Raw genomic sequence first — 24,548 nt, 5'->3', positions numbered from 1 at the left:
TTGATTTCTAATAGGTTTGCTTAGCGCGTCGTTTTGTTTTAATTTACCCTCCTCGATTATTACTCATTCAATCTCATTTTACTCAACAAACTCTCGTTGAGCCAAGGTTTCGCTGCAGTTTTGCAGGCGTTGGAAAAGGAAAGAAATGCCAAGCTTACATCGCATCATACTCATAGACACCCATTTACCTGGCGTGGTCGAACTAAAGTTGGACGGCCATACCAATATTTGTGGTACCAATGCATCCGGTAAAACCACATTACAACGTCTCGTGCCCGTTTTTTATGGAGAATACCCCAGTAGAGTGGTGCCCTCAACAAGAGACAGTTTTGAGCGTTGGTACTTACCTCATGAATCAAGTTATATCATTTTTGAGTATGTCAAGTCAGATGGATTACTGTATCAAGGGATATTAGCGTCAGCAGGTGACGGTAAAGGGGTGAACTATCGTTTTGTGGCAAAAGGGTTTCAACTTGAAGATTATGCGAAGAGTCATGAAAACAGTCAATTGATTTGTCATACCATGGCTGAGCTGGGTAGAGAGTTTAAGCGAGCAGGTGTTAGTACTACTAAGTTACTCAATACTAAAGAATATCGCGCAATCATTCAAAATGATAAAGCCTTGTTGAGTGCGGGAGGGCAAAGTGGGGAGTTGCGGATTTATGCGAAGCAGTTTTCGTTATGTGATCCTGAATATGGTTTGCGCCATATAGAAAAACTGGCCAAGGCGGTGCATTCTAAAGAAGGTAAGATGGAAACCGTCAAGTCTATGGTGGCGGCTATTTTAGAAGAAGAAGGCGTGATGCCGCCCAGTTCACGATTAAATCCGCAACATGTCGAAGCTTGGATCCGTGAAAGTCAGCTCATTCAAGGTTTTGAAAAAATTCGACCCGAGTTTGACAAACTTGAGCAAGAATTTGATCAGTTACTGAGTACAGAGTTACGCTTGAGTGGCTTAAAGCAAGGGTATGTTAAAGATGAAAGTACTGAAATCGAGCGTCAAGAAGCGAATCAAGCATTATCGAAAGAATATAATTATGCGTTGCAACAACTGGATAAGGATTGGAAAGCTCAGAGAGATGAATTGAATTTAGACTTATCTGCAGCAAAAGGAGATGCGGCCAAATGTGAAGATGAGCTTGAGTCGATTGAAAATCAATATGAAGCTTTTCTTGAAACGGATATTGAACAGGCAAAAGCGGATTTAGAACAATTGTCGACGTGGCAGGCGGATAAAACGGCTTTTATCGAGCAGCATAAATTGCAAACTGAGCAACATCAAGATGTTGAGGCGGCCTATAATGCGAGACGTAGCCAAATAGGTGAGCAATTAAATAGTGCACTTGAGCAATTACATATAGATCAAGAACATCAACGGGCACAATTAGATAGCCAAAATAATCAAGCTCGCAGTGATATCGATGCCTTAGAGCAAGAGTGGCGTCATACCTTTGATAAAAAACAAGCTGACTTTAATGAACAACATTATCAGCTTAAATTGAATCAAGCTCAGTTGTCTTTGGCGGTAAATAATGTGGCTTATACCGAAGATGAGAAAATAGCCTTAGCGGTGTTTGATGAGCGTATTATGCGAGCGGATGAAGAACAAGAAGCTTGTAATGCGCAATTTGACCGAATAAACCTTGAAGAGCGTAAAGGTCAAAAGGTCCGTGAACAAGCAAATGAAGCACTGCGTATTGCAACACTGAGAGTCAGTGAGCGTCAGGTTGAGCTTGAAAAGATTGAGCAAGTTTTATTTCCTGAGTCACATACTCTGCTTGATTTTTTACGTAGAGAGGTGACAGATTGGGAAACCAATATTGGAAAAGTCATTAATGAATCTTTACTACATCGTAGTGATTTAAATCCTGAGGCGCTTAAAGACAGTCTAGGGGGGATTTATGGTGCGACAGTTGATTTAAAAGCGATTGAATCGCCAAGCTTTGCTCAGTCTGAACAGGCGTTACGCCTTGAGCACAGTAAGGCAGAAGACGCCTTATTGAGTGCAAAAGAGAGGCAAAACGATGCAGAAGATAACATGGTTGCCGCCACAGAGCGATTAGATAAGTTAAGCCGTGAACAAACTGTTGCCCGAACGGCTTACCAAAATAGTCGAGAAGATTTACGCCGTTTACTTGATGAAAAACGCACTGAACAACAACATATTAATCAAGTCTTAGCACAGCGAAAAGCGGAGGCTAAAAAACAGTTAACTGTGCTTGAAACAGAGATTAAACAATTAAAGCAACAAGAGTTAGACTGGCAAACGGAGCATAAAGATCAAATGCTCAGCTTAGTGATGGAGAAAAAAGCCTATTGGCAAGATGTCATTGGTGTGGTGGAAACTGCGCTTAGTCAAGTCAAAGGAAATATTGAGCAACGCAGAGTGGCGGCGAAAGAGGACAGGCAAGCCTGTGATCTATGGTACAAAAATGAGCTGAAATCTCGTGGGGTTGATGAAGGGCATATTCTTAAGCTTAAACAGAATATTGCGAAGCTTGAAAAAAACATTGCTAAGGCGGAGCAGCGCCGCAGTGAGGTATTACGTTTTGATGATTGGTACCAACATACTTGGTTAATGCGTAAACCTAAATTGCAAACTCAACTGAGTGAGGTCAAAAAGGAAGTCACTCATTTAGATCAAGCATTAAAAGCGCAAGCTAAAGCGGTGAAAATCGAGCGAGATGCCTTAGATAGCCAGCGTAAAATATCAGATTCAGCTCAAGTTGATGCTTCTGAAAATTTAAGTAAATTACGGCATTTATTACGTAAACTGACAGAGCTTAAATTACCTAAAAATAGTGATGAATTACAAGGGCAACTATCTGAGCGATTAAGGCAAGGGGAAGAGTTATTATTAAAACGAGATAATTTACTGCGCTCGGTAAAGCAATATGTGGAACATTTTGATTCGGTTATTGCCAGTAAGTCAGGCTCAGGGTTAGCGGAATTTTGGGAGCGGGCGCGAGAAGAGTCAAGTTTTATTAATGAGAAATCGATTCGTTTACTTGACTATCAAAAATTAGTGCCGCAATTGGCGCAGTTACTGAATGTGATGGTGCCCCAGTCTGTGATGGCGCTTCGTGAGCAAGGCAGAATGTTTGGGGTTGATTTAACCGCATTTTACGATGTGTTGGTGGATATTGATAGGCGAATTGTGACCCAAAGTGCGCGGATCACCCGTGAAGTCAGTGAAGAGTTATTTCTTGATGGTGTTTCCGGATCAGAAGTGAAAATTCGCTCGCGTATCAGTGAATTAGAGTTTTGGCCAGAATTGGGTGCGTTTGTCAGTGCCTATACTCATTGGAAAAATGATGGGTTTATGGGGCTGCCAGATGAAGATTATATTGTCAGTATGCGTCGAGCACTGGATATTATAGGCCGTTCTGCGCTCACTGGTGGAATAGCTAAATTGTTAGAAATTGAACTGCGCCTAAAAGAAGGCAACAGTGATTTGATTATACGTACCGACAGACAGCTCAATGAATCTTCAAGTCATGGTATGGCTTATTTAATTTTATGTAAGTTCTTATTGGCTTTTACTCGGTTATTAAGAGGCAAAGCGGATGTGGTGATCCATTGGCCAATTGATGAGTTAGGCACCTTGCATCATGGCAATGTGAAGAAAATCTTTGATGCTTGTGAGAATAATAATATTGCAGTGTTAGGTGCGTTTCCCAATCCGGAATCAGAGGTACTTAATTTATTTTCTAATCGCTATATTATTAATAAACAAACGCGTAAGTTGCAAGTTGTGAAACCGCAAGTGAATGCCATCAGTGAAAAATTAAAGCAGAAAACAGCCATTAATAAGGAAGCAAGCTGATGCATGACTCAAATGAAACCGTGTTAGTGGGTATGAGCGCCGTGGCGGAATTATTACTGCAAGGTGAGTTTATTTGCCGAACAAGCGATGAAGAGGCTTGGCGAGCACTGCAAAATCCCACGATACGTGACAGTGTCGAGGCTTACCTGAATCAAATTAACCGCACATTAAGTGTTGCGGCCGAGGGAGAAGTCTTTTTTTGTGGTTATTTACAATTAGGTGAGAAAGAGCGTAGCGTTATTTCCAATCAATTTAAAACCATTTGTACAAGCTTAACGCCATTGGTTGAATGGTTAGTGTTAGTGCAAGAGTCTAGCGGCCAAGATGCGCCTTTAACCCAAGGCGCGACTATTCGCTTGGCTGAGTTACAAGGACGTATTGAAGATACCCCTGCATTTCGAGAGCAATTAGCTAGGATCAGTCATTATCGATTATTTGGCTCGACCAGTGTGCAAACGGATGTACAGCTTAAACTTGTTTTTAAGCGTTTGGTTGAACTGGGCTATTTGGTTAAACCTAATAAAGAAAAACAAATTTATATGGCAACGGGAAAGCTAGATTATTTGTATGAAGTGATACGTTTTATTGATGAAACGGAAAGCTTAAGTTTGGAAGCGCAAGCCGAAACAGCGACGCAAAAGGACTTATTATGATGCGCGATGTTGCTGTATGTTTTATGCAAGGAGCGTTGAATGAGTGATCACTTGCATCAGGCCGGTGTGAAATTGCTAAAATTACTTAGCAGGCACAGTGAGCTCATTATGGATGTGTATCAACAAGGTGAGATCTCCCTTGATCAATATGATGCCAGTGTACTGAATAAACTGAAGGATGCGGGGGTATTGTGGCGACCAGATATTGAGCAAGGCTTACGTCTTAAAGGCACAATACGCTCCTTGTTAGAAGAAGGGCTCAATGATGAACGAAATCGCCAAATTGATGCCAATACAGGTTCAGCGATTGCCAGCATTAAAACGTTAGCGGCTCACTATAAAGAGGCCCGTTATCAAGCAGATTACAGTCGAAGTGAAGCTTATTTAAATGAACTCAGTGAGCATGTTTATCGATTTTGTGACAGCTTAGGTTATGCCATTCGTGTTCTTTGGGGACGGATCAATAACGAATTTGGTTATGTAGGTAGTATTGGCGCCAAAATTCGTGAGAATGAATTAGCGCAAGAGCAAGTGACGCAGCTGTTGAATGACTTATCTTTGGTGCTATTTAGTGAACTGACCGATATTGCGGGCGATATACGTGAGTTGCGTAAGTTGCTGGTGGTTAACATGCAGCAAACTTTGAGTGAATGTACTCAAGAACTCAGTGTGGTACAGGCAAGATTATTAGAGTTATTAGGCCGTTTCAGGCAAATACGGGGTCGCACGCGTTTATTAAAAGGTTGGCTGTTACACACCAATTTACATCCAGATTATCGTCCGCTTGAGCATGTGGCGCACAAACAAGTCCCTGTGTTGTTTAATCACGCTGAGCCATTATTATCACCGGCTTCAGCTGATATTTATAATGCGAGTCAAGAGTCTGAGTTATTGGGTATCGTGTCAAAGATTAATGCAATTCGCCATATACAAAACGTGGAGCCAGTATTAGCGCCTCAAGTGCCTGTATTGCTCAGTGAGAGTGAGGATTTTGCAATCCCGAATAATCCGTTTAAGCAAGCAGTAGAGGGCTACTTTGTCAGTGTTATTGACTCGGGTAAAGCACAATCAGCTCTAGATTATTTAAAGTCTCAGTCACTTCCTTGGGAGCATGAAGCTTGGTTATATCAAGTGATAGGAGGCTATGAAGCTTTGTCTGAAGAGCACAAACATTATTTTGAGTTAGCCCCCATTGGTGAGCCAGATCCGGTTTATAATGGCAACTTTATTATTCGTGATGTGGAACTGTGGTTGTCTTAGTATAAGTTGGGGTCTTATTACACTGAAAAATAAGATCCCCTTTAAATGATATGGTAACGTTTTATTTGTTATTCAAATGATGTTGTTAAGGTTTTTTTGTTTGTTATTGGTATCAATTAATCTTTATATTTAACTTTTTACACATTCTAGTAAATATTCTGTTTTTAGAATATTTGACTTTATCCCTATCTTAACGTCAATCGATGCTTTTTATTTGTAATTTTGCTCAGCATGTTTCACTATTTGCGCTCACAAATTGAAGGGAGGCTTTTTGCTGCGATATTTAGTCGTAAAGAGCAACATTATCAGGGTCGATATCATTAAAATTGGGCAAGACTATTGTGCCCAATTAACAAGACATGCCTCAAGGTATGCTTATTGATTTTTTGAGTTAGGTAAATATATGACAACATCACTTTCAACACGGATCTTTATTGGTTTATTTTTAGGCCTCATTTTGGGATCGTGTATTCAATACTTTTTTAACGATGTCGCTTTCTTTTCGCATACCTTGGTGGAAATTGCTTCTGGCATAGGTACCATGTTTGTGCGTATGATTATGGTGCTTGTGGTGCCATTGGTATTTGTCAGTATTGTATGCGGCGTATGTGATTTAGAAGAATTAGAGAATTTTGGTCGCCTTGGTGGTAAAACATTTGGTTTTTATTTAATTAATACTGTTATTGCCATTGCAACCGCTGTGACAGCCGCTCTTATTTTTACACCGGGTGCTGGCATGTCTTTAGCGGGCAGTACAGAGGTTAAAATCACGACAACGGAGTTGCCTAATTTACTGGATTTACTGGTGAATATTGTACCGAGTAATGTTATCACTGCATTCAGTTCTGGTAATATGTTACAAGTGATTTTTTTAGCGTTATTGTTAGGTGGCGTGATTAAATCCTTAGGTGATAAAGCCGCTGGTGCGGTGTCGGGTTTTCAAGTGGCTAATGCCATTATGATGAAACTTATTACTGTGGTGATGAGCTTAGCCCCCATTGGTGTTTTTGCGTTAATGCTAAAGCTAGGTGCGACATTTGATGCAGGTATTTTTGCGAGTGTATTAGGCTATGTCGCGATTATTCTTTCGATTTTAATCGTATGGATTTTTGTGGTTTACCCTATTGCGGTTAGTTTATTTACCCCTGTTTCAGCAAAAGAGTTTAGACAAAAGACCCGTGAGCAGATCATGTTCTCTTTATCGACAGTGAGCTCTAATGCCACTATTCCTGTGACCATGAGAACATTAACCGATAAATTAGGGGTGAGTCGCTCGATAGCAGGGTTTGGGGTACCATTAGGCGCGACCATGAATATGGGCGGCGCATCCATTTATATTACGATTGCCGTGTTCTTCGTGGCCAATGCTTTTGGTACACCTATCACTTCTGAGCAGTTACCCACGCTCATTTTTAGTGTGTTTTTATTGTCTGTTGGTGCTGGTGGTATCCCTGGTGGCGCATTAGTCATGATTGGTGTACTTATTCATCAGTTGGGTTTACCCGTTGAAGCTTTTGCGATTATTGCAGCGCTTGATAGGTTACTGGATATGGTGCTGACGTCTTGTAATGTCGTAGGTGATGCAGCGGTGTTGACGATTGTGGATGCCACCGAGAAAAAAGCAGGCCATGATGGAGCCGTATCTTCTGCGGTAAAAGATGAAGCTTAACAAGCCGTGTGATTGTTATTGATGATGAAGTCGCTTAACGGCGACTTTATTGCTTTACCCTGTTTGAAAGGAATGTTGAAATGCAGAAATAAGGCATTTGAGAGATCCCTAACGCAACACACCTTAATGTATTTCCAGCAGAATAAGATTTACAACAGACATTAGCACTATTAAAGAGACCATAAAAGCGTGATTAAATCACCCTTTTATGGGGAATTGCGAGCGAATGATTACACTAACGAAGGTGCAACTTGAGTATTGAGTTCATCAGAGTTATCACCCTGATGATGTCGCAAGCAGATATCGACTTCATTTGGCGAGCCTAAAATAACAGCCACTCGTTGGTGAATATGGTTTGGCTCTATATCCAAAATATTTTCATAGCCTGTCGAGGCTTTTCCGCCAGCTTGTTCTACTAACCAAGCCATTGGGTTCGCTTCATACATCAAACGCAGTTTAAACGGTTTGTTTGGATCTTTGTGATCGCTTGGGTAGGTGAATAATCCCCCTCGTGATAATACTCGATGTACATCACCGACCATGGCTGCTATCCAGCGCATGTTAAAGGCTTTTTCTCGTGGGCCTATTGCCCCAAGCAATAATTCATCAATGTAGTTTTGCATTGGCTTTTCCCAAAAACGCTGATTTGACATATTAATGGCAAATTCGTTTGTGTCTGAGGTGATAGCAACTTTTTCATTGGTGAGCAGGTATTCTTGGGTGGAGGGATTTAACGTAAAAAACTGTACCCCTTGACCTGTAGTTAATGCCATCATAGTGGACGGACCGTATAGCATGTAACCTGCGGCGGTTTGCTGACGACCTTTTTGTAAGAAAGCCTGCTCTGTGAGAGCGCCTTGAGGGACTTTTTCTTGTTGGGGTAAAACTGAAAAAATAGTGCCAACAAGCGAGTTTATGTCGATGTTTGAAGAGCCATCTAAGGGATCGAAGCAGACTAAATATTGCCCTTCGGTATTGGCTTCAACAATATTATCCTCTTCTTCTGATGCAATACCTCGTACGGCCATATTCGCTTTTAGTGAATCTTTAAGCATATCATTGGTGATGATATCTAATTTTTTTTGTGTTTCACCTTGCACATTTTCTTGCTCTGTAGCACCTAATACCCCTGCGAGGGCTCCATTGCGGACAGCGAGACTAATGGCTTTTGAGGTGTCGGCTAAGGTTAAGATCAGGTTTTCTAGGCTTGGGGTAAGCGATTGTGTCTTGAGGTACTGAGCAAGGGTTTGCATGGTTTTTCCTATGACAGTGTCGAGATAAACTCGAGTGAGGGATAACTTTTTGTTAATCATACCCGAGATTTAACCTTTTTTCAGTTTAGAATGAGTCTCAATATAAAAACACTGATTTTGTTTGTGGCATTTTGGCTGCTTATTTAAATGAAAATTAAGGAAGAAAATGAAAATAAAAGGGGTGAATGTACCGAGAGCTGTTGTGTTTATGTTTGGGATGTGGGGCGTATCGGCTAATCTTTATGCAACGCAAGAGCAACCAGTTAATCAATTTTTATCGGCAGAAAAATCTTCTATGAATAAAATAATGACAATGAAAACAGATGATAAAAGTACAATCCCTCAAGGTGGGAACAGTGCCTTAACCATTGAACGCTTTAATGCTTCCCCGGCATTGGCTGGAGTGACACCTATGGGGGTGAAACTCTCACCTGATGGCTCACGAGTGACTTATTTGGTTGGGCGGGCTGATAATCAACATTTTTATGATCTATGGCAAATGGATGTTAAATCCGGTCAAAAGAGTCAATTAATTGATGCCGACTTATTAGTGGCATCAGAGTTGTCTGATGAAGAAAAAGCTCGCCGTGAACGCCAGCGAATTTTTGGTCAAGGGATCATGACCTATTTTTGGTCGCAAGATAGTAAAGCTATTTTATTGCCCATGTCTGATACCTTATATTATTTCTCTGTGACAAGCGGCAAGGTGAAATCGTTAGATATTGGTAAAGGCTTTATTACGGATGCCCGTCTATCTCCCAAGGGGCATTATGTGTCGTTTGTTCGTGAGCAGAATTTATTCATCTTTGATTTAAATAAAAATCAACTCGTACAGCTTACTCACGATGGCGAAGGTGCTATTAAAAATGCCATGGCAGAATTTGTTGCTCAAGAAGAGATGGGTAGAATGACAGGCTATTGGTGGGCACCGGATGAATCTAAGATTGCCTTTACGCAAATTGATGAGTCAGGAGTCGAGCTTATCACTCGAAATGAAATTTATGCCGATGGTATTAAGTTAACGAAGCAGCGGTATCCTTACGCAGGTAAGAGCAATGTTGAGATTTCGCTCGGGGTGGTGAGCATTGAAAGTGGCGGGATTAACTGGGTGTCTTTAGGGGAAAATAAAGACATCTATTTACCGCGTGTAAAATGGTTACCGGATAGCGAAAAGTTATCTTTTCAATGGCAAAGCCGAGATCAGCATGAGTTGAACCTAAATCTTGTGTCTATGGCTCACTTAGCTCAGCCTCATATGATTATTGAGGAGCGAAGTGATGCTTGGATTAATGTTAATGATGATCTTCTTTTCTTGAAAAAACAACCATTATTGATTTGGGCTTCAGAACGTGATGGTTTTAAACATCTGTATTTATATGATTTAAAAGGCGGTATGAAGCGTCAGTTGACTCAAGGTGAATGGGCGGTTGATGCACTGGAATACCTAGATGAAGAAAATAACTGGGTGTATTTTACGGGGCGCAAAACGTCGGTTATTGAAAAACAATTATATCGAGTGTCGTTAAGTGGAGGTGATATTGAGGCTGTGACGCATTTAAAAGGCGATCATGAAATTACTTTCGCGGAACATAGCCCTATTTATTTGGATGACTTTAGTAGTTTGTCACAGCCCCCCCAAGTGAGTTTACATGATGCAACAGGTAAGCGGTTGATGTGGATTGAGCAAAATAAAATAACTCCCTCTCATCCTCTTTATGCTTATTTTGGTCGTTGGCAACTGCCTGAATGGGGAGATATTGAAGCGGAAGATGGACAGAAATTGATTTATCGACTATTCAAACCGACTGATTTTGATACAAAAAAACAATACCCTGTTGTGGTGCGTGTTTATGGTGGTCCTCATGCTCAATTGGTGGTGAATGCTTGGAGTGAACAAGACTATTTTACTCAGTATTTATTACAGCAAGGTTTTATTGTGTTCCAGTTAGATAATCGAGGCTCTGCTCACAGAGGGACTCAATTTGAGCAGGTGATTTATGAACATTTAGGGGATGCGGAGCTTAATGATCAATTATTAGGTGTGCGTTATTTAAAGAGTTTGCCTTTTGTCGATGGAGACAATATTGCGCTTTATGGTCACAGTTATGGTGGCTATATGGCATTAATGGGGATATTTAAAGCACCAAATGACTTTAAGGCTGCGATTGCGGGGGCACCGGTATCGGATTGGGGATTATATGATACGCATTATACTGAACGCTATTTAGGCTCACCGTTAACGAATGCAAAAGGTTATGAAGCCAGTAGTGTGTTTCCCTATGTGCAGGACTATCAATCAGGTTTATTGATGTATCATGGCATGGCGGATGATAATGTGTTATTTGAAAACAGTACGCGAGTATATAAGGCCTTGCAAGATGAAGGTAAACTCTTTCAGATGATTGATTATCCTGGCTCTAAACATTCGATGCGAGGAGAAAAGGTTCGCAATCATCTATATCGCTCGTTAGCTGATTTTTTAAATAGGCAACTCAAGCAGTAAGATAAAAAAGCCAGTCAAGAGACTGGCTTTTTAATGATGAATAAAGAAGTAATTCATTCAGTGAATATGATTATTCGTCTAAGGTACCGCAGAAACGGTAACCTTCACCGTGGATAGTGGCAATGATTTCAGGTGTATCAGGAAGACTTTCGAAATGTTTACGAATGCGGCGAATCGTCACATCAACTGTACGGTCATGAGGTTTTAATTCACGTCCGGTCATCTTCATCAATAAGTCAGCACGACTAAGAATTTTTCCAGGGTTTTCAACAAAATGTAACATAGCTCTGAATTCACTACGTGGTAATTTGTATGACTCACCTTGTGGGCTAACTAAAGAACGGCTATTGATTTCGAGACTCCAGCCATTGAATCGATAATACTCAACGGCACTCTTTTCTTCGGACTCTTCACCTGTGCTGTTAACGCGAGTTAATAAGTTACGTGCACGAATGGTCAATTCACGGGGATTGAAAGGCTTAGTGATATAATCATCAGCACCGATTTCAAGACCTAAGATTTTATCGACTTCATTATCTCGACCTGTAAGGAAGATAAGGCCGATATTATTAATTTCACGTAACTCTCTAGCTAATAGTAATCCGTTTTTGCCTGGTAAGTTGATATCCATGACAACTAAATTAACTTTATTTTCTTGCATCGCTTTATGCATTTCAGCGCCATCATTGGCTTCACTTACCACATATCCTTCAGCTTCAAAAATACTTCTTAGCGTGTTTCGGGTTACAGCTTCATCTTCAACGATCAGAATGTGCGGGTTTTGCATATTAATTTACCTAATTTCTGTCAAATCTATTCTAACCATGAGCGCCTGCTACTTAAAGTGCGCCCGAGCTCATTATGCTAATAATTTACTGTTTCAAGACTAATCTTTTTCTGTAATTATTCTTGAAACGGTAACATACCTTGTGTCGAGTAAAGTATGGGTATCTCACAAAAGAAAATGTGAACTGTATTACTGTTACTTCGATAAACAAAAGTAAAGAAAAGTTCCTTAGCAATTGTTTTTTTTTAAAGTTTAAATGTTAATTTAAGCATAGTTTACATTTAATACAAGAATACAGTTATATAGCCAAAACCTAATTTTATTCCTTTGGATACTTGTAACTTTTGGTACCCCAAATAGCATTAAGTTGATCGGCTTACATTCCTATTGTACTCGTTTTAGGCATTTGTTAACAAATAAAATGTTAAAAAAATCTGAGCTTAGCTGTCAAATATGCTCTGATTTTATTGTAACTTATTGATTAATAATGATTGTAAATTTAAAATTTAATTGGCCCAACCTCTTGGGTGATTATAATGTGTACTATTGCTATAATAAATGGGGTTAAATTATAGAAAATTATAATTATGAATAGCTTAGTTAATAATCTCTGGCGGAGTTATCAAGAAACCGAATTTTTCTTCACTCAAGCACTTTCCCCCCATTTATCTTTTGCTATCATCACTGCGCATAACCCAAAAGGGATCCTTTTATCCTCGAGTCAAAACCGTTTGTTAGACAAAAAATTGCAAAGTGAAATTGCGTATTTAGCACGGCCTTATCGAGCACTAATGGGGGGATCTGCGGATTTGTGTTATATGGAAAAGAGCTGGGCTATTGCCGTTGATAGAAAAACGGGCATTGAATTAGGGGTGAAATTTAATCAAAATGCCATTTATTATGTTGAAGCAGATAAACTTATGCTTATTCCGTGTTTATTTCAAAAACAAGCAATCAGTTTAGGCTCATTTTCTAAAAAAGTAACATTGGTTTCTGAATTACCAGAATTAAATGAATGAAACTTGTTTATTTCTCATAAGTGTTAACTTTACTTTGTGTTAACTTTTTATTTTGTTTGTTTATTTGTTTTGAAATGAGTGCTCGATGTGAATTTAATGTTTCATTTTTATATTTTGTTTTTATCTTTTTTATTTACATTGACTTTATCTTATTGCATTTGGTACTTATTATCTCGCTTAGATCGTATTAAAGATTTAAGTTTCAGAAGAGGAGCGTTAACTAGGTAATAAGTTATGGGTGAACTAACACCAAAGATAACTTATGAGGGAGATTAACGCCGAGGTAATGAATGTTTAGTGATATTTATTATCGGTTGTTCAGGCTGAATCCTGGCAATTGTCACCTATACTCGCATGGGGTTGAGTATAAAAGGGTGGAGGGCTTCTGGTGATGATCGCTATTTCCCGTTTTCGAGAAACTCGTCTTACACCAGGCTCTTCGAACAAAATTAAGTTCGGAGCTTTTTCATGTTGCTTGTGTTGTTTATATTTTCTTTTCTCTTTTTTTGTGGTTTGAATGTGGAGAGAAAAGCATGTCTATAGTCGTTGCTAAATTTGGTGGGACCTCTGTTGCTGATTATGAAGCAATGCAGCGTTGTGCCAATATTATTATTGATAATCCTCAGACTCGACTCGTGGTGGTGAGTGCCTCTAGTGGTGTAACCAATTTGCTTGTTGAATTAACCCAAGCAGATACTCAGTTAGAAAGACGTCACAGCTTAATTCAACAAATTACCGCTATTCAACATCATATTTTAGATAAATTAGGACAGCCGAATGAGGTTGTTGCACGTATTGAGTCCGTCCTTGAGCGCATATCGGTATTGAGTGAGCTGTTATCATTGAAGCGTTCTAAAGCCATTATGGATGAATTGTTAGCTCAAGGAGAGCAATGCTCATCTGCTTTGTTTGCGGCAGTGTTAAGAGAAAAAGGCGCGAAAGCCAGTGCATTTGATGTGAGAGCCATCATGAGAACTGATAGCTTTTTTGGACGAGCAGAGCCTCAAATAGCACAAATTTCAGATCTGACTCAAGCTCAATTAGCACCTAAGTTGATTAATGAAGTGATTGTGACCCAAGGCTTTATTGGTTCAGATTATAATGGTTGTACGACGACGTTAGGGCGAGGTGGAAGTGATTATTCCGCCGCTTTATTAGCAGAAGCATTAAAGGCTGATGCGGTGCAAATTTGGACCGATGTCGCCGGGATTTATACAACCGACCCACGGCTTGCACCTAATGCACGTCCGATTAAGGAAATTAGCTTCAATGAAGCCGCCGAAATGGCCACATTTGGTGCCAAAGTGCTTCATCCTGCAACGATTTTACCGGCGGTGAGGCAAAAAATTCAAGTGTTTGTCGGATCGAGTTGGGCGCCAGAGCAAGGAGGAACATGGATCCGTCATCAAGTGAGTGCTGAACCGGTTTATCGCGCGGTTGCTGTTAGGCGAGATCAAACGTTACTGAATTTGCACAGTTTGCAAATGTTACATGCTCAAGGTTTTTTGGCGGAAACTTTTGCAACCTTAGCGAGACATAAAATCAGTGTTGATTTGATTACAACCTCTGAGGTGAATGTGGCGTTGACATTAGATAAAACAGGGTCCGATTCCAGTGGTCACGGATTATTAAATGAGTCTTTATTACAAGAGCTGTCCCAGCATAGTCGAGTGAGAGTTGAAGACAACCTAGCTTTGATTGCTATTGTAGGGAATAAAATTGCGACGACAGCTGGGGTGTGCCGTCGTGTATTTGAAGTATTAGAACCTCATAATGTACGTATGATTTGCCAAGGCGCTAGTCCTCATAATTTATGTGTTTTGGTCGCTGAATCAGAAGCTGCGCAAGTGGTTAATGCCTTGCATCAAGACCTTTTTGAAGCGTCTTAATGACCCGAACAAGATGTCATGGAGTCAGTGATGAAGTATTGTCAAACACATATACAAGTGGGTGAACTCGCGACGGGTCAAGCATTAAAAGTGCCCGTTTTTGACATCAAAGGGCGAGATCTTGCTGCGCCAAGTGTGTTTATACAGGCGAATGTCCATGGTGCAGAAGTGCAAGGTAACGCTGTTATTTATCAATTAATGTCTATGTTAGAGCAATATGATGTTTTAGGTAATATCAGATTGTTACCTTTGGCCAATCCATTAGGTATTAATCAAAAAAGTGGTGAGTTCACTTTAGGGCGATTTGATCCCATTACCGGCGTTAATTGGAATAGGGAATATCAAGCCCCTGTGATTGATATTCCTCACTGGGTCAAGCAAAATCAAGGGTTAACTGATGCCGCGCTCATCAAGGCTTATCGACAGGAGTTGATTAATATTTGTCGTAATGGATTACAAAATGAATGGGGTTTAAGTACGGGTAAACGTTTAGCACTAACGCTTCAATCATTGGCTTTGGATGCTGATATCGTCCTTGATTTACATACTGGCCCTAAGTCCAGTAAACATTTATATTGCCCTGAATATGATATTAAAGCGGCACGTTATTTTTCTATTCCTTATACCTTGGTCATGCCTAACGAGTTTGGTGGGGCGATGGATGAGTCTATTTTTTGCCCATGGTGGCAATTGAGCGATTTTTTATCGTCGCCAGAAAAGCGTTTTGATGTACCAGTGTCAGCTTTTACCTTGGAGCTTGGTAGTCAAGAGCACATTGATCTCGCTGAGGCTAAGGTTGATGCTAAAGGTATTTTGGCTTATTTGAGTCATCGAGGTGTGATTAAAGAAAAAGTCATGCCTGACGTGATGCCTAGGTATGCTTGTTATTTAAAAGATTATAAAAAGTATCATGCGCCTTTATCTGGACTTGTGGAGTACAAAGCGCCTTTAGGTAAAGTGTTACCGGCAGGACAACCTTTGGCTAATATATTGAGGCTTGATTTATACGGTACCGATCAGGCGTTAACCTCGCTGAGATTAGATCAAACCTGTGTGCCCATTTTACATTTTGCTTCCGCATCTGTTCATCAAGGAACAGAATTGTATAAAGTGATGACTCAAGTTTTTGAATTATCATATTTGGTATAGCGATAGGGAAGCTTATGGAGCAGGCGGTTGGGTTTTATGTTGTAAGTTATGCTCATTGATTTAGCTATAACAGCTGCTTAACTCCTGAGTTTTGAGGGAGAGAATTGAAAATATAGGCATAAAAAGGGCATTGTTTCGATGCCCTTTTTATTGGTTATAAAGATAAAATAAAACCTGCGATCGCTGCGCTCATTAAGTTGGCGAGGACACCAGCGGTGATAGCACGAAAACCATAAGTTGAAATAAAGCTTCGTCTTTCGGGGATGAGGCTGCCTAATCCTCCGATTAAGATGGCCATAGTTGAAATATTAGCGAAGCCACATAAGGCGAACGTAACAATGGCGACAGAATGCGGAGCAAGTTGATCTTTAATATCGATGAGTTGAATAAACGCCACGAATTCATTGACGATAATTTTATTACCAATTAATGAACCTGCCATAATCGCATCATGCCAAGGTATGCCTAATAGCCATGCCACTGGTGCAAATAAATACCCCAAAATAAGTTGGAAGCTTAATTGCAGACCAAATAAATCGCCGACATATCCTAGCAAGCCATTTAATAATGCAATAACACCCACAAAAGCCAATAAGGTCGCACCGACCGCGACAGCAATTCGTAGACCTGACATTGCACCGTCGGCTAGGGCTTCAACCACATTGGTGGCCCTTGGAATTTCAACAGAGGTGATTTCGTCTTGATGTTGCTCCCCTTTTTGAGGGGGAAAGAGCATTTTAGCCATCAGTAATCCCGCTGGTGCAGACATGAAAGCCGCTGCGATGAGATAGTTTAAATCGACGCCTATGGCGGCATAACCGACCATAGTCCCCCCTGCAACAGAGGCAAGGCCACATGTCATGACGGCAAAAAATTGCGAGTCACTCATTTTTTTCAAATAAGGCTTTATCACTAAAGGCGCTTCAATCAGGCCGACAAAAATATTGGCTGTGGCAGATAAAGATTCAGCGCGCCCTGTGCCAAGTAATTTTTGCAATCCTGCACCAATAATATTAATGACTCTGGGCATTAAACCTATATGGTAAAGCCCTGAAATTAAGGCGGAGAAAAATATGATAATCCCTAGGACATTAATCGCAAAGACAAATCCTACATTCCCAGTTGCTAAGCCACCAAAAAGAAAATTAATGCCTTCTTGTCCATAATTAATGATATTTGATACGCCGTGTGTGGCGCTATCTAGTGCTGCTTTGCCTGATGGAATATATAGCACTAATAATGCGAAGGTGACTTGTAAAATAAAAGCCAATGACACAGTGCGAAGTGGAATGTGTTGGCGGTTATTGGATAATAGCCAAGCAACAAGCAAAATGACGGCAATACCGAGCAAGGATATCATGGAAGCCTCGATGAAAAATAAATGAGAGGCGCATTTTAGGCTTATGGAATGATCATGCAATTCTATTTTATTAATTAAATGTAATAGAATATTAACCTTTTTTTATGAATAAAATTAAAGTATTTATTTACATATAGTTAAAGGTGTAGATGATTTTATATTTTCCGTAAGGAAATAATACTTTTCTCCATATAAAAAATAAGCCTGTTATTTTTAGAGGGACTTTTCAGATTTTCACGAATGGTCTTAAATTCTTATCCCAGTATGGTTCATGCCCAATTTGTTTTTTAAAGAAGTTTAATGCAGCTGAAATTTTTTTGGGTAAATGCTTTCTGCTTGGGTAAACGGCATAGAAAGGCATGTGTTGATCGGCTTTCCACTCAGGTAAAAGTTGCACCAATTGACCGTAACGAAATTCGTTATGCAGTAAGTAGCTGGCTAAATATGCGATCCCCCAACCTGCAATCGCTGCATCTCGAACAGCTTGTGCTAAATCGACACGATAATTTCCTGATACTTTAATGCATAGGCTTTCATCTGATTTTGAGAAAGACCAATGGTTATAATTTCGTAGGCTGCTTTGGTAAATTAAGCAATTATGTTGGAGTAGATCATTAGGGTGGCAAGGGGTATTTTGATTAATGAGGTAATTAGGGGAAGCTGCCAGAATAAAGCGTGTATCGGCTAATCGTTGAGCAACATAGCCTTCGGGGATATCTTCAAAATTAGTGAGCCACAGATCCAGGTTTTCTTCTAACATATTGGCTCTGTGATCAAATAAGCGTATTTCTACAGTTAATTCAGGATATTGCTGGCGTAATTCCTCAATGGCAGGAATGATGTGTAATGTGCCAAATGATTGGGAAACGCCTAATCTTAATATACCCGAAACATCATCGCGGATATCATCCATAGAGGCATTGGCTTCTTGAATATGGTAAATGATTTGTTCGCAGTGTTGGGCAAAACGGTGACCCGCTTCTGTCAGGGTGAAGCTACGGGTGGTGCGCTGGACTAATTTTACATTGAATTCAGCTTCAAGCAGAGACAGTTGTTTACTGACATGAGAGGTGGATACTCGTAGCTTTTCTGCGGCGGCAGTGAAGTTTCCGATTTTAACTAAGGTATGAAATATGGCCATTTGACTGGCTCTATCTTGGATCACAAATGCTCTCCTTATTGAGAAAACAGTGTTTAACGTTAGAGTATGACCAATTTAATTAGAAAAACCTATGGGCATTTTGGCGAAGGGTAAAAACTTAAGGAATACGATAAAATGTTTTTGCGTTTTCGTAAAATACAGCATGTGCTGCATTTTCACCAAGTGTGTCGATGATGGTTAAAAAATCCTCATTTCTATAGGGTCTTGATGCTCGAGTAGAGGGTAAGTCAGTACCAAACATGAGGGCGGTTGGGTTGGCTGAATATAAGCTTTTTAATGCGGTTTTGATATTAAAATCGACCCTTCCAAAGCCAGTGGCTTTGACCTTTATCCCTTTTTCAACCAACTTTAATAATGTATTAAACCCTGCTTTTTTGAGGCCTAAATGATCAATACTGACAGCGGGAAGCGTCATTATTTGAGGGAACAGATCAAATAAATCTTTACTGTCAATATACAGTTCAATATGCCAACCTGCTATTTCGTTCACACGATGAGCCATCTGGCTTAAATGGGCAATATTTTCAGAGCCTCCTCGTTTGAGATTAAAGCGCAATGCTTTAATACCTGCTCTATTTAGCTTGAGGATGTCTTCATCTTTAACCTCAGCTGGCAGCTGAGTCACACCGACAAATTCAGAACCTAGTTGCGCTAATGCGTCAATTAAATAGCCTTGATCAAAGCCTTGAAATGAGCCTGAAACAATAGCGCCACCACAAATATTATAATGGCTGGTTTGTTGCTGGTAATCCTGTACCGTAAAAGGGGCGGGCAAATACCCTTGGTTGGGGATCAAAGGGTATTTGCAGTCAATGATATGAAAGTGGCTATCAAATACAGGGAGAGTGTTTAGCATTGATGATGCCTTAAATGAAGTGAATGTATTTTATTCTAGTGTATCTTAGCGCTAAAAAGGCACTGTTTTACAATACTGTTGTTAGTGTGATTGGGTTATTTACTTGAGATTACTTATGTTGTAGGGTAAAAAATTATCTTTAAATAAGTTAGGGGCTGAGTCTTACCTTTTCTGGCAAGTTTGTCATGATTTGAGAGGCACAGCGAAATGAACTTATATGAATCAAGCACTTCTTCTATTCCAACAAGGTTTCATTCTGACGACTACACATTACTTGATAAAATAGGTCAAGGTGGATTTGGTCAAGTTTATCGTGCGCAAAACCGCAAAACGGAGCAAATTGTCGCGATTAAGTTTTTGACTTTAGCGTCTGATTTTGATGAAGAGAAACGTCATCGCTACCTTGCCAGATTTCACCGTGAAACTCAGCTAAATAGTCGTCTTTCTCATCCCAATATTGTTCGTTTGCTTGATAAAGGCTGTATTAATGATGATTTAATTTACGCTGTATTTGAATATATAGAAGGGCAGTCTTTAAAAGAAGTGTTATTTGAGCAGGGTCCTTTGAGGCCGATGCAAGCGGTTAATGTGATGTCTCAAATATTAGACTCTTTGTCCCATGCTCATGAGCGAGGAGTGATCCATAGAGATCTTAAACCCGCGAATATTATGTTAATGAAATCAGATGTTAATCATCACGTTAAAATTCTTGATTTTGGGATCGGTGCATTTACCAATGAGACACGTAAAACGGATGAATTAAGTCTTACATTAACTCAAGAAACCTTAGGGACGCCTTCTTACAGTGCTCCAGAACAATTAAGGGGTGAGGCACCCACTGTAAAAAGTGATTTATATGTATGGGGGTTAGTTTTTTTAGAGTGCATAACGGGGCAAGCTGTTATGGGGGGGACAAATTTAGCTTCTATATTTCATAAACAGTTAAGTCAGTCAAATGTCCCCATTCCTGCGGCTCTGGCTGGTCACCCTGTAGCCAATTTATTGCGTCGTGTGTTAAATAAAAAAGTACAAGATAGAGCGGGGATTGCGAGTGATATTTATCATGAATTGAATCAATTAAATTTTTTGTCTTTGGTTGGTGAGTTGGGTGCATCAGTGGGGGACAATAAAGAGCCTAAACTTTTAAGGGAGTTACAGTTAAGTCGGGAGCATGATGAAACGCAAGTGAATCTTGATGTATTTGTGTTTAGTGGATTGATTGAACGTAAACAGATTTCCGTTTTGTGTTTATCTTTGAATGTTATTTCGGTGAAGAAAGATAGCGTGGATTTAGAGGTGATTGATGCTATTCACCGGGACCAAAAGTCTCAGTGTTCAGACATTGCGGTCAGTTATGGTGCTTTTCACGTGGGGGATCTTGGGGACACTCAGCTGTTTTATTTTGGTTATCCCACCGTGAGCGATAATGATAGCCGTTTATGTGCCCGTACGGCATTAGAAATTAATAGTCGATTGAATAAATGTAATGCCCTATTAAGGTTGAGTGTTGGGATTGAAGTGCAAGTTAGGATGGCAATGAATACTGGTGTGGTGACACATTATCAAGATTCTGTGCCAGAAGGAGATACGATTAATCGTGCTATGGCGTTAATGCGCTATGCTCAGCCACAGCAAATATTATGTACTCAAGCGAGTGAGCAACTGCTTGGAAATCATATTGAGTTTGCTGCAAATACAGCATCAACACAAGATGGCTTTTTTAATCATAATATCTCTTTTCAACTTATTGCAGAGAGAAAGGTTGAAGCTTTTAGTTTTCTTAGAAAAAATGATCAATATCATGAATTTATTGGCCGTGAAGACGATATGGCATTGTTATTGTCTCTATTTGAGAGTGGGGGAAGAAAAGCCGCTTTTATTTATGGCGAAGCAGGAATTGGAAAATCTAGATTAATCTTTGAGTTAAGGCAAAAAGCTCAATCACACCAGCATATGATGGTTCAATGTTTACCAGAACATCAATTTAATGCTTTATATCCCATTCTATCATTGTTGAAGTATCGTTACTGTGTTGAAGGGGAACTTACAACTGATTTAGTTCATAAGTTTACCTCAGTATTGGATGATTATGAGCATGTTAATACGGCACAAAGCCTTTTTGTGTTGTGCATTTGGCTAGAAATAACCTTGTCTGATCAGCAAGAAGTGATGGTGGTCGCTCCTGATAAACAGAAAAAGATCCTTTTTGAGGCCTTGGCTATTTTATTATTTCATTGTCAAGGTGAGCAGAGTAAGTCCGCTACTTTACTGATTATTGAAGATTTACATTGGAGCGATCCCACAAGTGTTGAATTTATCACTTTTGTTTTTCAGCATCGTCTGTTTCAGAATGGTGAAGTCATTGTATTGATAACCTCTAGAGGAAACTTACCTAGGGCCCTGAATAAAAACATAATTACGCCAGTAAAATTAATGGGACTGACCCAAACGCAAACCCATTATATTGTTAAAAGTATATTTGGGCGTGAAAATGTGGCGATGCGGGTCTTAGCACTTGTTTGTCATCGTACCGATGGCATTCCTTTGTTTATCGAAGAATTGGTTAATATGCTTCGTGACAAACATTGGATAGAAGTGCTAAATGGTCAAGTTGATTTTGTGAGTCATGCGGCATTATCTGAAATTCCTCATACGTTATTAGATTCTTTGCAGCAAAAATTAGACAGCTTAGTGTATGCCAAAGAGTCAGTGCAATTGGCGGCGTGTATTGGTAGAGAATTTGATTATGCTTTACTCGTTGCGACGTCAGATAGCACTGAAGAAAAAGTACAAAATGATATCGATGAATTATTAAGCCAAGAATTGATCTACCGTTTAAGACAAGTAAAAGGGGATCGTTATATTTTTAAGCATGCCTTAGTTCGAGAGGCTGCCTATGCCACTATTGGCCATCGAAGTCGACAGTATTTTCATGGCTTAATTGCTCATGAATTACTTCAAGCTGAAGAGTATAGTGCAATGGAAGTTGCGCTACATTTTTCTTATGCACAGGAATTTACTCAGGCAACAGCTCAAGGATTAGTGGCTTTGAAGCATCTGTCAACAGCAGGAGCAAATTCAGAAGTATTAAATTTAACAGCACAATTACTGGATTGGATAAAACATATACCTGAAATTGAGGGACGAGATTATTCAAGATTAATATGTTATGAAATGAGTATTTCTTCTGAGCTTGTGGTGAATAGTTATACCTCTGAGCGAGCCCATCAATGGAGCAAAGATATTCAAAAAACCTTGTTAGTGCTTCCAAGTCATATTCAAGAAGATAAGAAGGAATTGTGTCATCGTTTAAAAATGACCAGTGAATTTCTCCATTTTTTACATTTGCATCACTCATCTCAGTATCAACTCGCAAGAGAGTTCGGTGAGGCACTATTAACGCAATATAATGTGGATGATTATCAAGAATATCATGTGCCAACCTTGTGCTTCTTGGCGCAAAATTATCAGTTAACGGGGGAATTCCATCATTCGATAGAAAAGTTCGAAGCAGCCATTAGTTTATATGATGCTGCACCACAACAATTGTTTATGGAAAATAATACCGACTTTAAACCTTATTGCTTAGGCATGCTATCTCTATCTTATTTACATATTGATCAATTAGATAAAGCGATAATACTGGCACAATCAGCGGTTGATTTATCTTGCGACGGTCATTATTCCGTATCTTGTGTAGCTGCTCATATTTTTTATGCTTTATGTATGAGCTTTAAGGGGAATGATGATGAGGTGATAAAAATCTGTGAAGACTATTATCAGCAATATTATCAAGCCGATAATCCGATATTTTATACCCTTTATATTGATATTTTACTTGAGACAGCAAGGGGAAATTTAGATAAAGCCAAGCAGAGCGTAATGACGTTATGTCATTCAGATTATGATTTTGCAACAGGTTGGTATATTCATTTTATTGCTAAAAAACTGTTGGCTTTATCTCGTATTGATGAAGCACTATTTTTGATGGAATTATCCTATGAAAAGTCAATTAAAAATAATGAAATGGCAGCCTTACCTATCGTTAATAACACTTTGGCGTTGGTATTGCTAAGCCAAAAAAATGGTCAGTGTGAGAGAGGGGAGGCACTTTTACAGACATCCATTCAGCTAGCAAAAAAACAAAAAGCGTATTTATTTTTAAAAGAAGCATTATTAATAAAAAAACAGTGGATGAAAAATGTTGATCTTATTCAATAATATTTAATTTAAAATGAGAAGGTAAGTAATGAGTAATACTATTCTAAGTTTCAAAACAGCCTATTTGTCTGCAGTGGCAAAATCATGGGTTGATCCTCAATTTGCTGATATATTTCATAAAGAGGGCGAAAGCAGTATTCTCACTTTCTTAGAAAACAATTCTGGCTCTCCTAAGCAGTTTATTAATCCTTGGAAAAATTTAGTGATTAACTTTTTAAAGGATGATGGTGCCAATTTACATTGGGATCCTATTCAAACTGGACGTTGGGTAGGAGACGATGATCGCTTAATCATTTATTTTCCAGAAGATCCTGGCATTGAATATAGGGTGGAAGCTTTAGCAAAGTATAATTTTATTTTTCCTACTTTTATGGGGAAAATAAAATCGAATTTTGAAATGTTGTTTGATGACGACAGTCAGCAATCGATAGTTGATTTACTTAATGAAAAAAATATCCCTATCCCCAGTATATTAACAATGGGAGTCGCAGATTTTGATTTACTGGATTTTTCCGCTGTAGTATTACGAGCTATCTCACTTTATTGGGAGGATGAAAGTTTTAAAGCAAGCATTATTAATAAAAATGGTGATAATTCAGATAAAACGCCGATTTTATCGAAGTGGTTTGGTTATAATAACCCATGGAATTTTTTCATTAATTTCAAAGATAACAAACCTTTTAAACTCAATAGCACTTGTGATTGTGTTAATCAATATCCGGCCAATGTGATTTCACTTGGTAAACCGAAAAAACCACATAATCCTAATGGCAACCAAAATGATAAAGCTGTGTTGCCTATTGCGTTAGCTGCATATAATGATGATGGTAACTCTTATCCTTTTACTTGCTGTTAATGGCTTTATGATCTGCGGCATTTTAGTACATTGCTAAAAGGCCTTTTTTATTCGCTTGTAAATTATCAAAGAACAATAGAATAAG

At 39.3% G+C, this 24,548-nt stretch carries 15 protein-coding genes and 1 riboswitch; of the genes, 10 read left to right on the top strand and 5 right to left on the bottom strand.

Translation table 11 applies throughout. From position 1 onward, the window contains the following. The first annotated feature begins 145 nt into the window (after nt 1-145). The 4 genes from Q0976_RS02560 to Q0976_RS02545 all read left to right on the top strand — a co-directional run bounded on the left by Q0976_RS02560 (nt 146) and on the right by Q0976_RS02545 (nt 7,408). On the top strand, nt 146-3,826 hold the full coding sequence (locus tag Q0976_RS02560; protein ID WP_299490610.1) for an ATP-binding protein: 3,681 nt from the start codon (nt 146-148) through the stop codon (nt 3,824-3,826). Further along, a complete protein-coding gene (locus Q0976_RS02555; protein WP_299490608.1) occupies nt 3,826-4,479 on the top strand; it encodes a hypothetical protein in 654 nt (217 codons plus the stop codon). Before Q0976_RS02560 ends, Q0976_RS02555 begins: the two co-directional genes overlap by 1 nt. 39 nt (nt 4,480-4,518) lie before the next feature. Then, nucleotides 4,519-5,739 (top strand): phosphoenolpyruvate carboxylase, encoded by a 1,221-nt coding sequence (locus Q0976_RS02550; protein ID WP_299490606.1) that lies wholly within the window; start codon nt 4,519-4,521, stop codon nt 5,737-5,739. A 403-nt stretch (nt 5,740-6,142) separates the two neighbouring features. Then, nucleotides 6,143-7,408: a dicarboxylate/amino acid:cation symporter gene (locus Q0976_RS02545; RefSeq protein WP_299490603.1), complete on the top strand. Its 1,266-nt coding sequence runs from the start codon at nt 6,143-6,145 to the stop codon at nt 7,406-7,408. 230 nt (nt 7,409-7,638) lie between these two features. Here Q0976_RS02545 and Q0976_RS02540 read toward each other — a convergent pair whose 3' ends face one another. Continuing rightward, complete coding sequence (locus tag Q0976_RS02540) at nt 7,639-8,661, bottom strand: class 1 fructose-bisphosphatase (RefSeq protein WP_299490667.1); 1,023 nt, start codon at nt 8,659-8,661, stop codon at nt 7,639-7,641. Between the two features lie 307 nt (nt 8,662-8,968). On the opposite strand from Q0976_RS02540, the gene Q0976_RS02535 reads away from it, so the two are divergent. Beyond that, nucleotides 8,969-11,164, top strand: a complete 2,196-nt coding sequence (locus Q0976_RS02535) for a S9 family peptidase (protein WP_299490666.1) — start codon at nt 8,969-8,971, stop codon at nt 11,162-11,164. 70 nt (nt 11,165-11,234) lie between these two features. Here the strand turns inward: Q0976_RS02535 and arcA are convergent, their stop codons facing one another. Continuing rightward, nucleotides 11,235-11,951: a two-component system response regulator ArcA gene (gene arcA / locus Q0976_RS02530; RefSeq protein ID WP_298772520.1), complete on the bottom strand. Its 717-nt coding sequence runs from the start codon at nt 11,949-11,951 to the stop codon at nt 11,235-11,237. A 587-nt stretch (nt 11,952-12,538) separates the two neighbouring features. On the opposite strand from arcA, the gene Q0976_RS02525 reads away from it, so the two are divergent. From Q0976_RS02525 to Q0976_RS02515, 3 genes are all read left to right on the top strand, one after another. After that, nucleotides 12,539-12,970, top strand: a complete 432-nt coding sequence (locus Q0976_RS02525; protein ID WP_299490600.1) for a DUF3293 domain-containing protein — start codon at nt 12,539-12,541, stop codon at nt 12,968-12,970. Nucleotides 12,971-13,168: 198 nt separating this feature from the next. Next, nucleotides 13,169-13,363: riboswitch (Lysine riboswitch) on the top strand. Nucleotides 13,364-13,503: 140 nt separating this feature from the next. Beyond that, complete coding sequence (lysC, locus tag Q0976_RS02520) at nt 13,504-14,859, top strand: lysine-sensitive aspartokinase 3 (RefSeq protein ID WP_299490598.1); 1,356 nt, start codon at nt 13,504-13,506, stop codon at nt 14,857-14,859. A 30-nt stretch (nt 14,860-14,889) separates the two neighbouring features. After that, nucleotides 14,890-16,008 carry a succinylglutamate desuccinylase/aspartoacylase family protein gene (locus Q0976_RS02515; protein WP_299490596.1) on the top strand — a complete coding sequence of 373 codons (1,119 nt, stop codon included), beginning with the start codon at nt 14,890-14,892 and terminating at the stop codon, nt 16,006-16,008. Between the two features lie 154 nt (nt 16,009-16,162). Here Q0976_RS02515 and Q0976_RS02510 read toward each other — a convergent pair whose 3' ends face one another. From Q0976_RS02510 to Q0976_RS02500, 3 genes are all read right to left on the bottom strand, one after another. Further along, entirely contained in the window at nt 16,163-17,368 is a 1,206-nt protein-coding gene (locus Q0976_RS02510; protein ID WP_299490593.1) for a NupC/NupG family nucleoside CNT transporter, read from the bottom strand. Nucleotides 17,369-17,594: 226 nt separating this feature from the next. After that, nucleotides 17,595-18,533, bottom strand: a complete 939-nt coding sequence (locus Q0976_RS02505) for a LysR family transcriptional regulator (protein WP_299490591.1) — start codon at nt 18,531-18,533, stop codon at nt 17,595-17,597. A gap of 94 nt (nt 18,534-18,627) precedes the next feature. Further along, the gene (locus Q0976_RS02500) at nt 18,628-19,386 is read right to left on the bottom strand and encodes an amidohydrolase family protein (RefSeq protein ID WP_299490589.1); all 759 of its coding nucleotides are present in this window, start codon (nt 19,384-19,386) and stop codon (nt 18,628-18,630) included. A 207-nt stretch (nt 19,387-19,593) separates the two neighbouring features. Between Q0976_RS02500 and Q0976_RS02495 the strand changes: the two genes are divergently transcribed. Both Q0976_RS02495 and Q0976_RS02490 read left to right on the top strand, forming a co-directional pair. Continuing rightward, on the top strand, nt 19,594-23,607 hold the full coding sequence (locus Q0976_RS02495) for a TOMM system kinase/cyclase fusion protein (RefSeq protein WP_299490587.1): 4,014 nt from the start codon (nt 19,594-19,596) through the stop codon (nt 23,605-23,607). A gap of 28 nt (nt 23,608-23,635) precedes the next feature. Next, complete coding sequence (locus Q0976_RS02490; RefSeq protein WP_299490585.1) at nt 23,636-24,463, top strand: BMA_0021/BMA_0022 family TOMM bacteriocin; 828 nt, start codon at nt 23,636-23,638, stop codon at nt 24,461-24,463. Nucleotides 24,464-24,548: the final 85 nt, after the last annotated feature.

Source organism: uncultured Shewanella sp. (assembly GCF_947501665.1).
GTDB lineage: Bacteria > Pseudomonadota > Gammaproteobacteria > Enterobacterales > Shewanellaceae > Shewanella.
The sequence above is the reverse complement of the archived record's forward strand: the minus strand, read 5'-3'. Positions and strand labels throughout refer to the sequence as shown.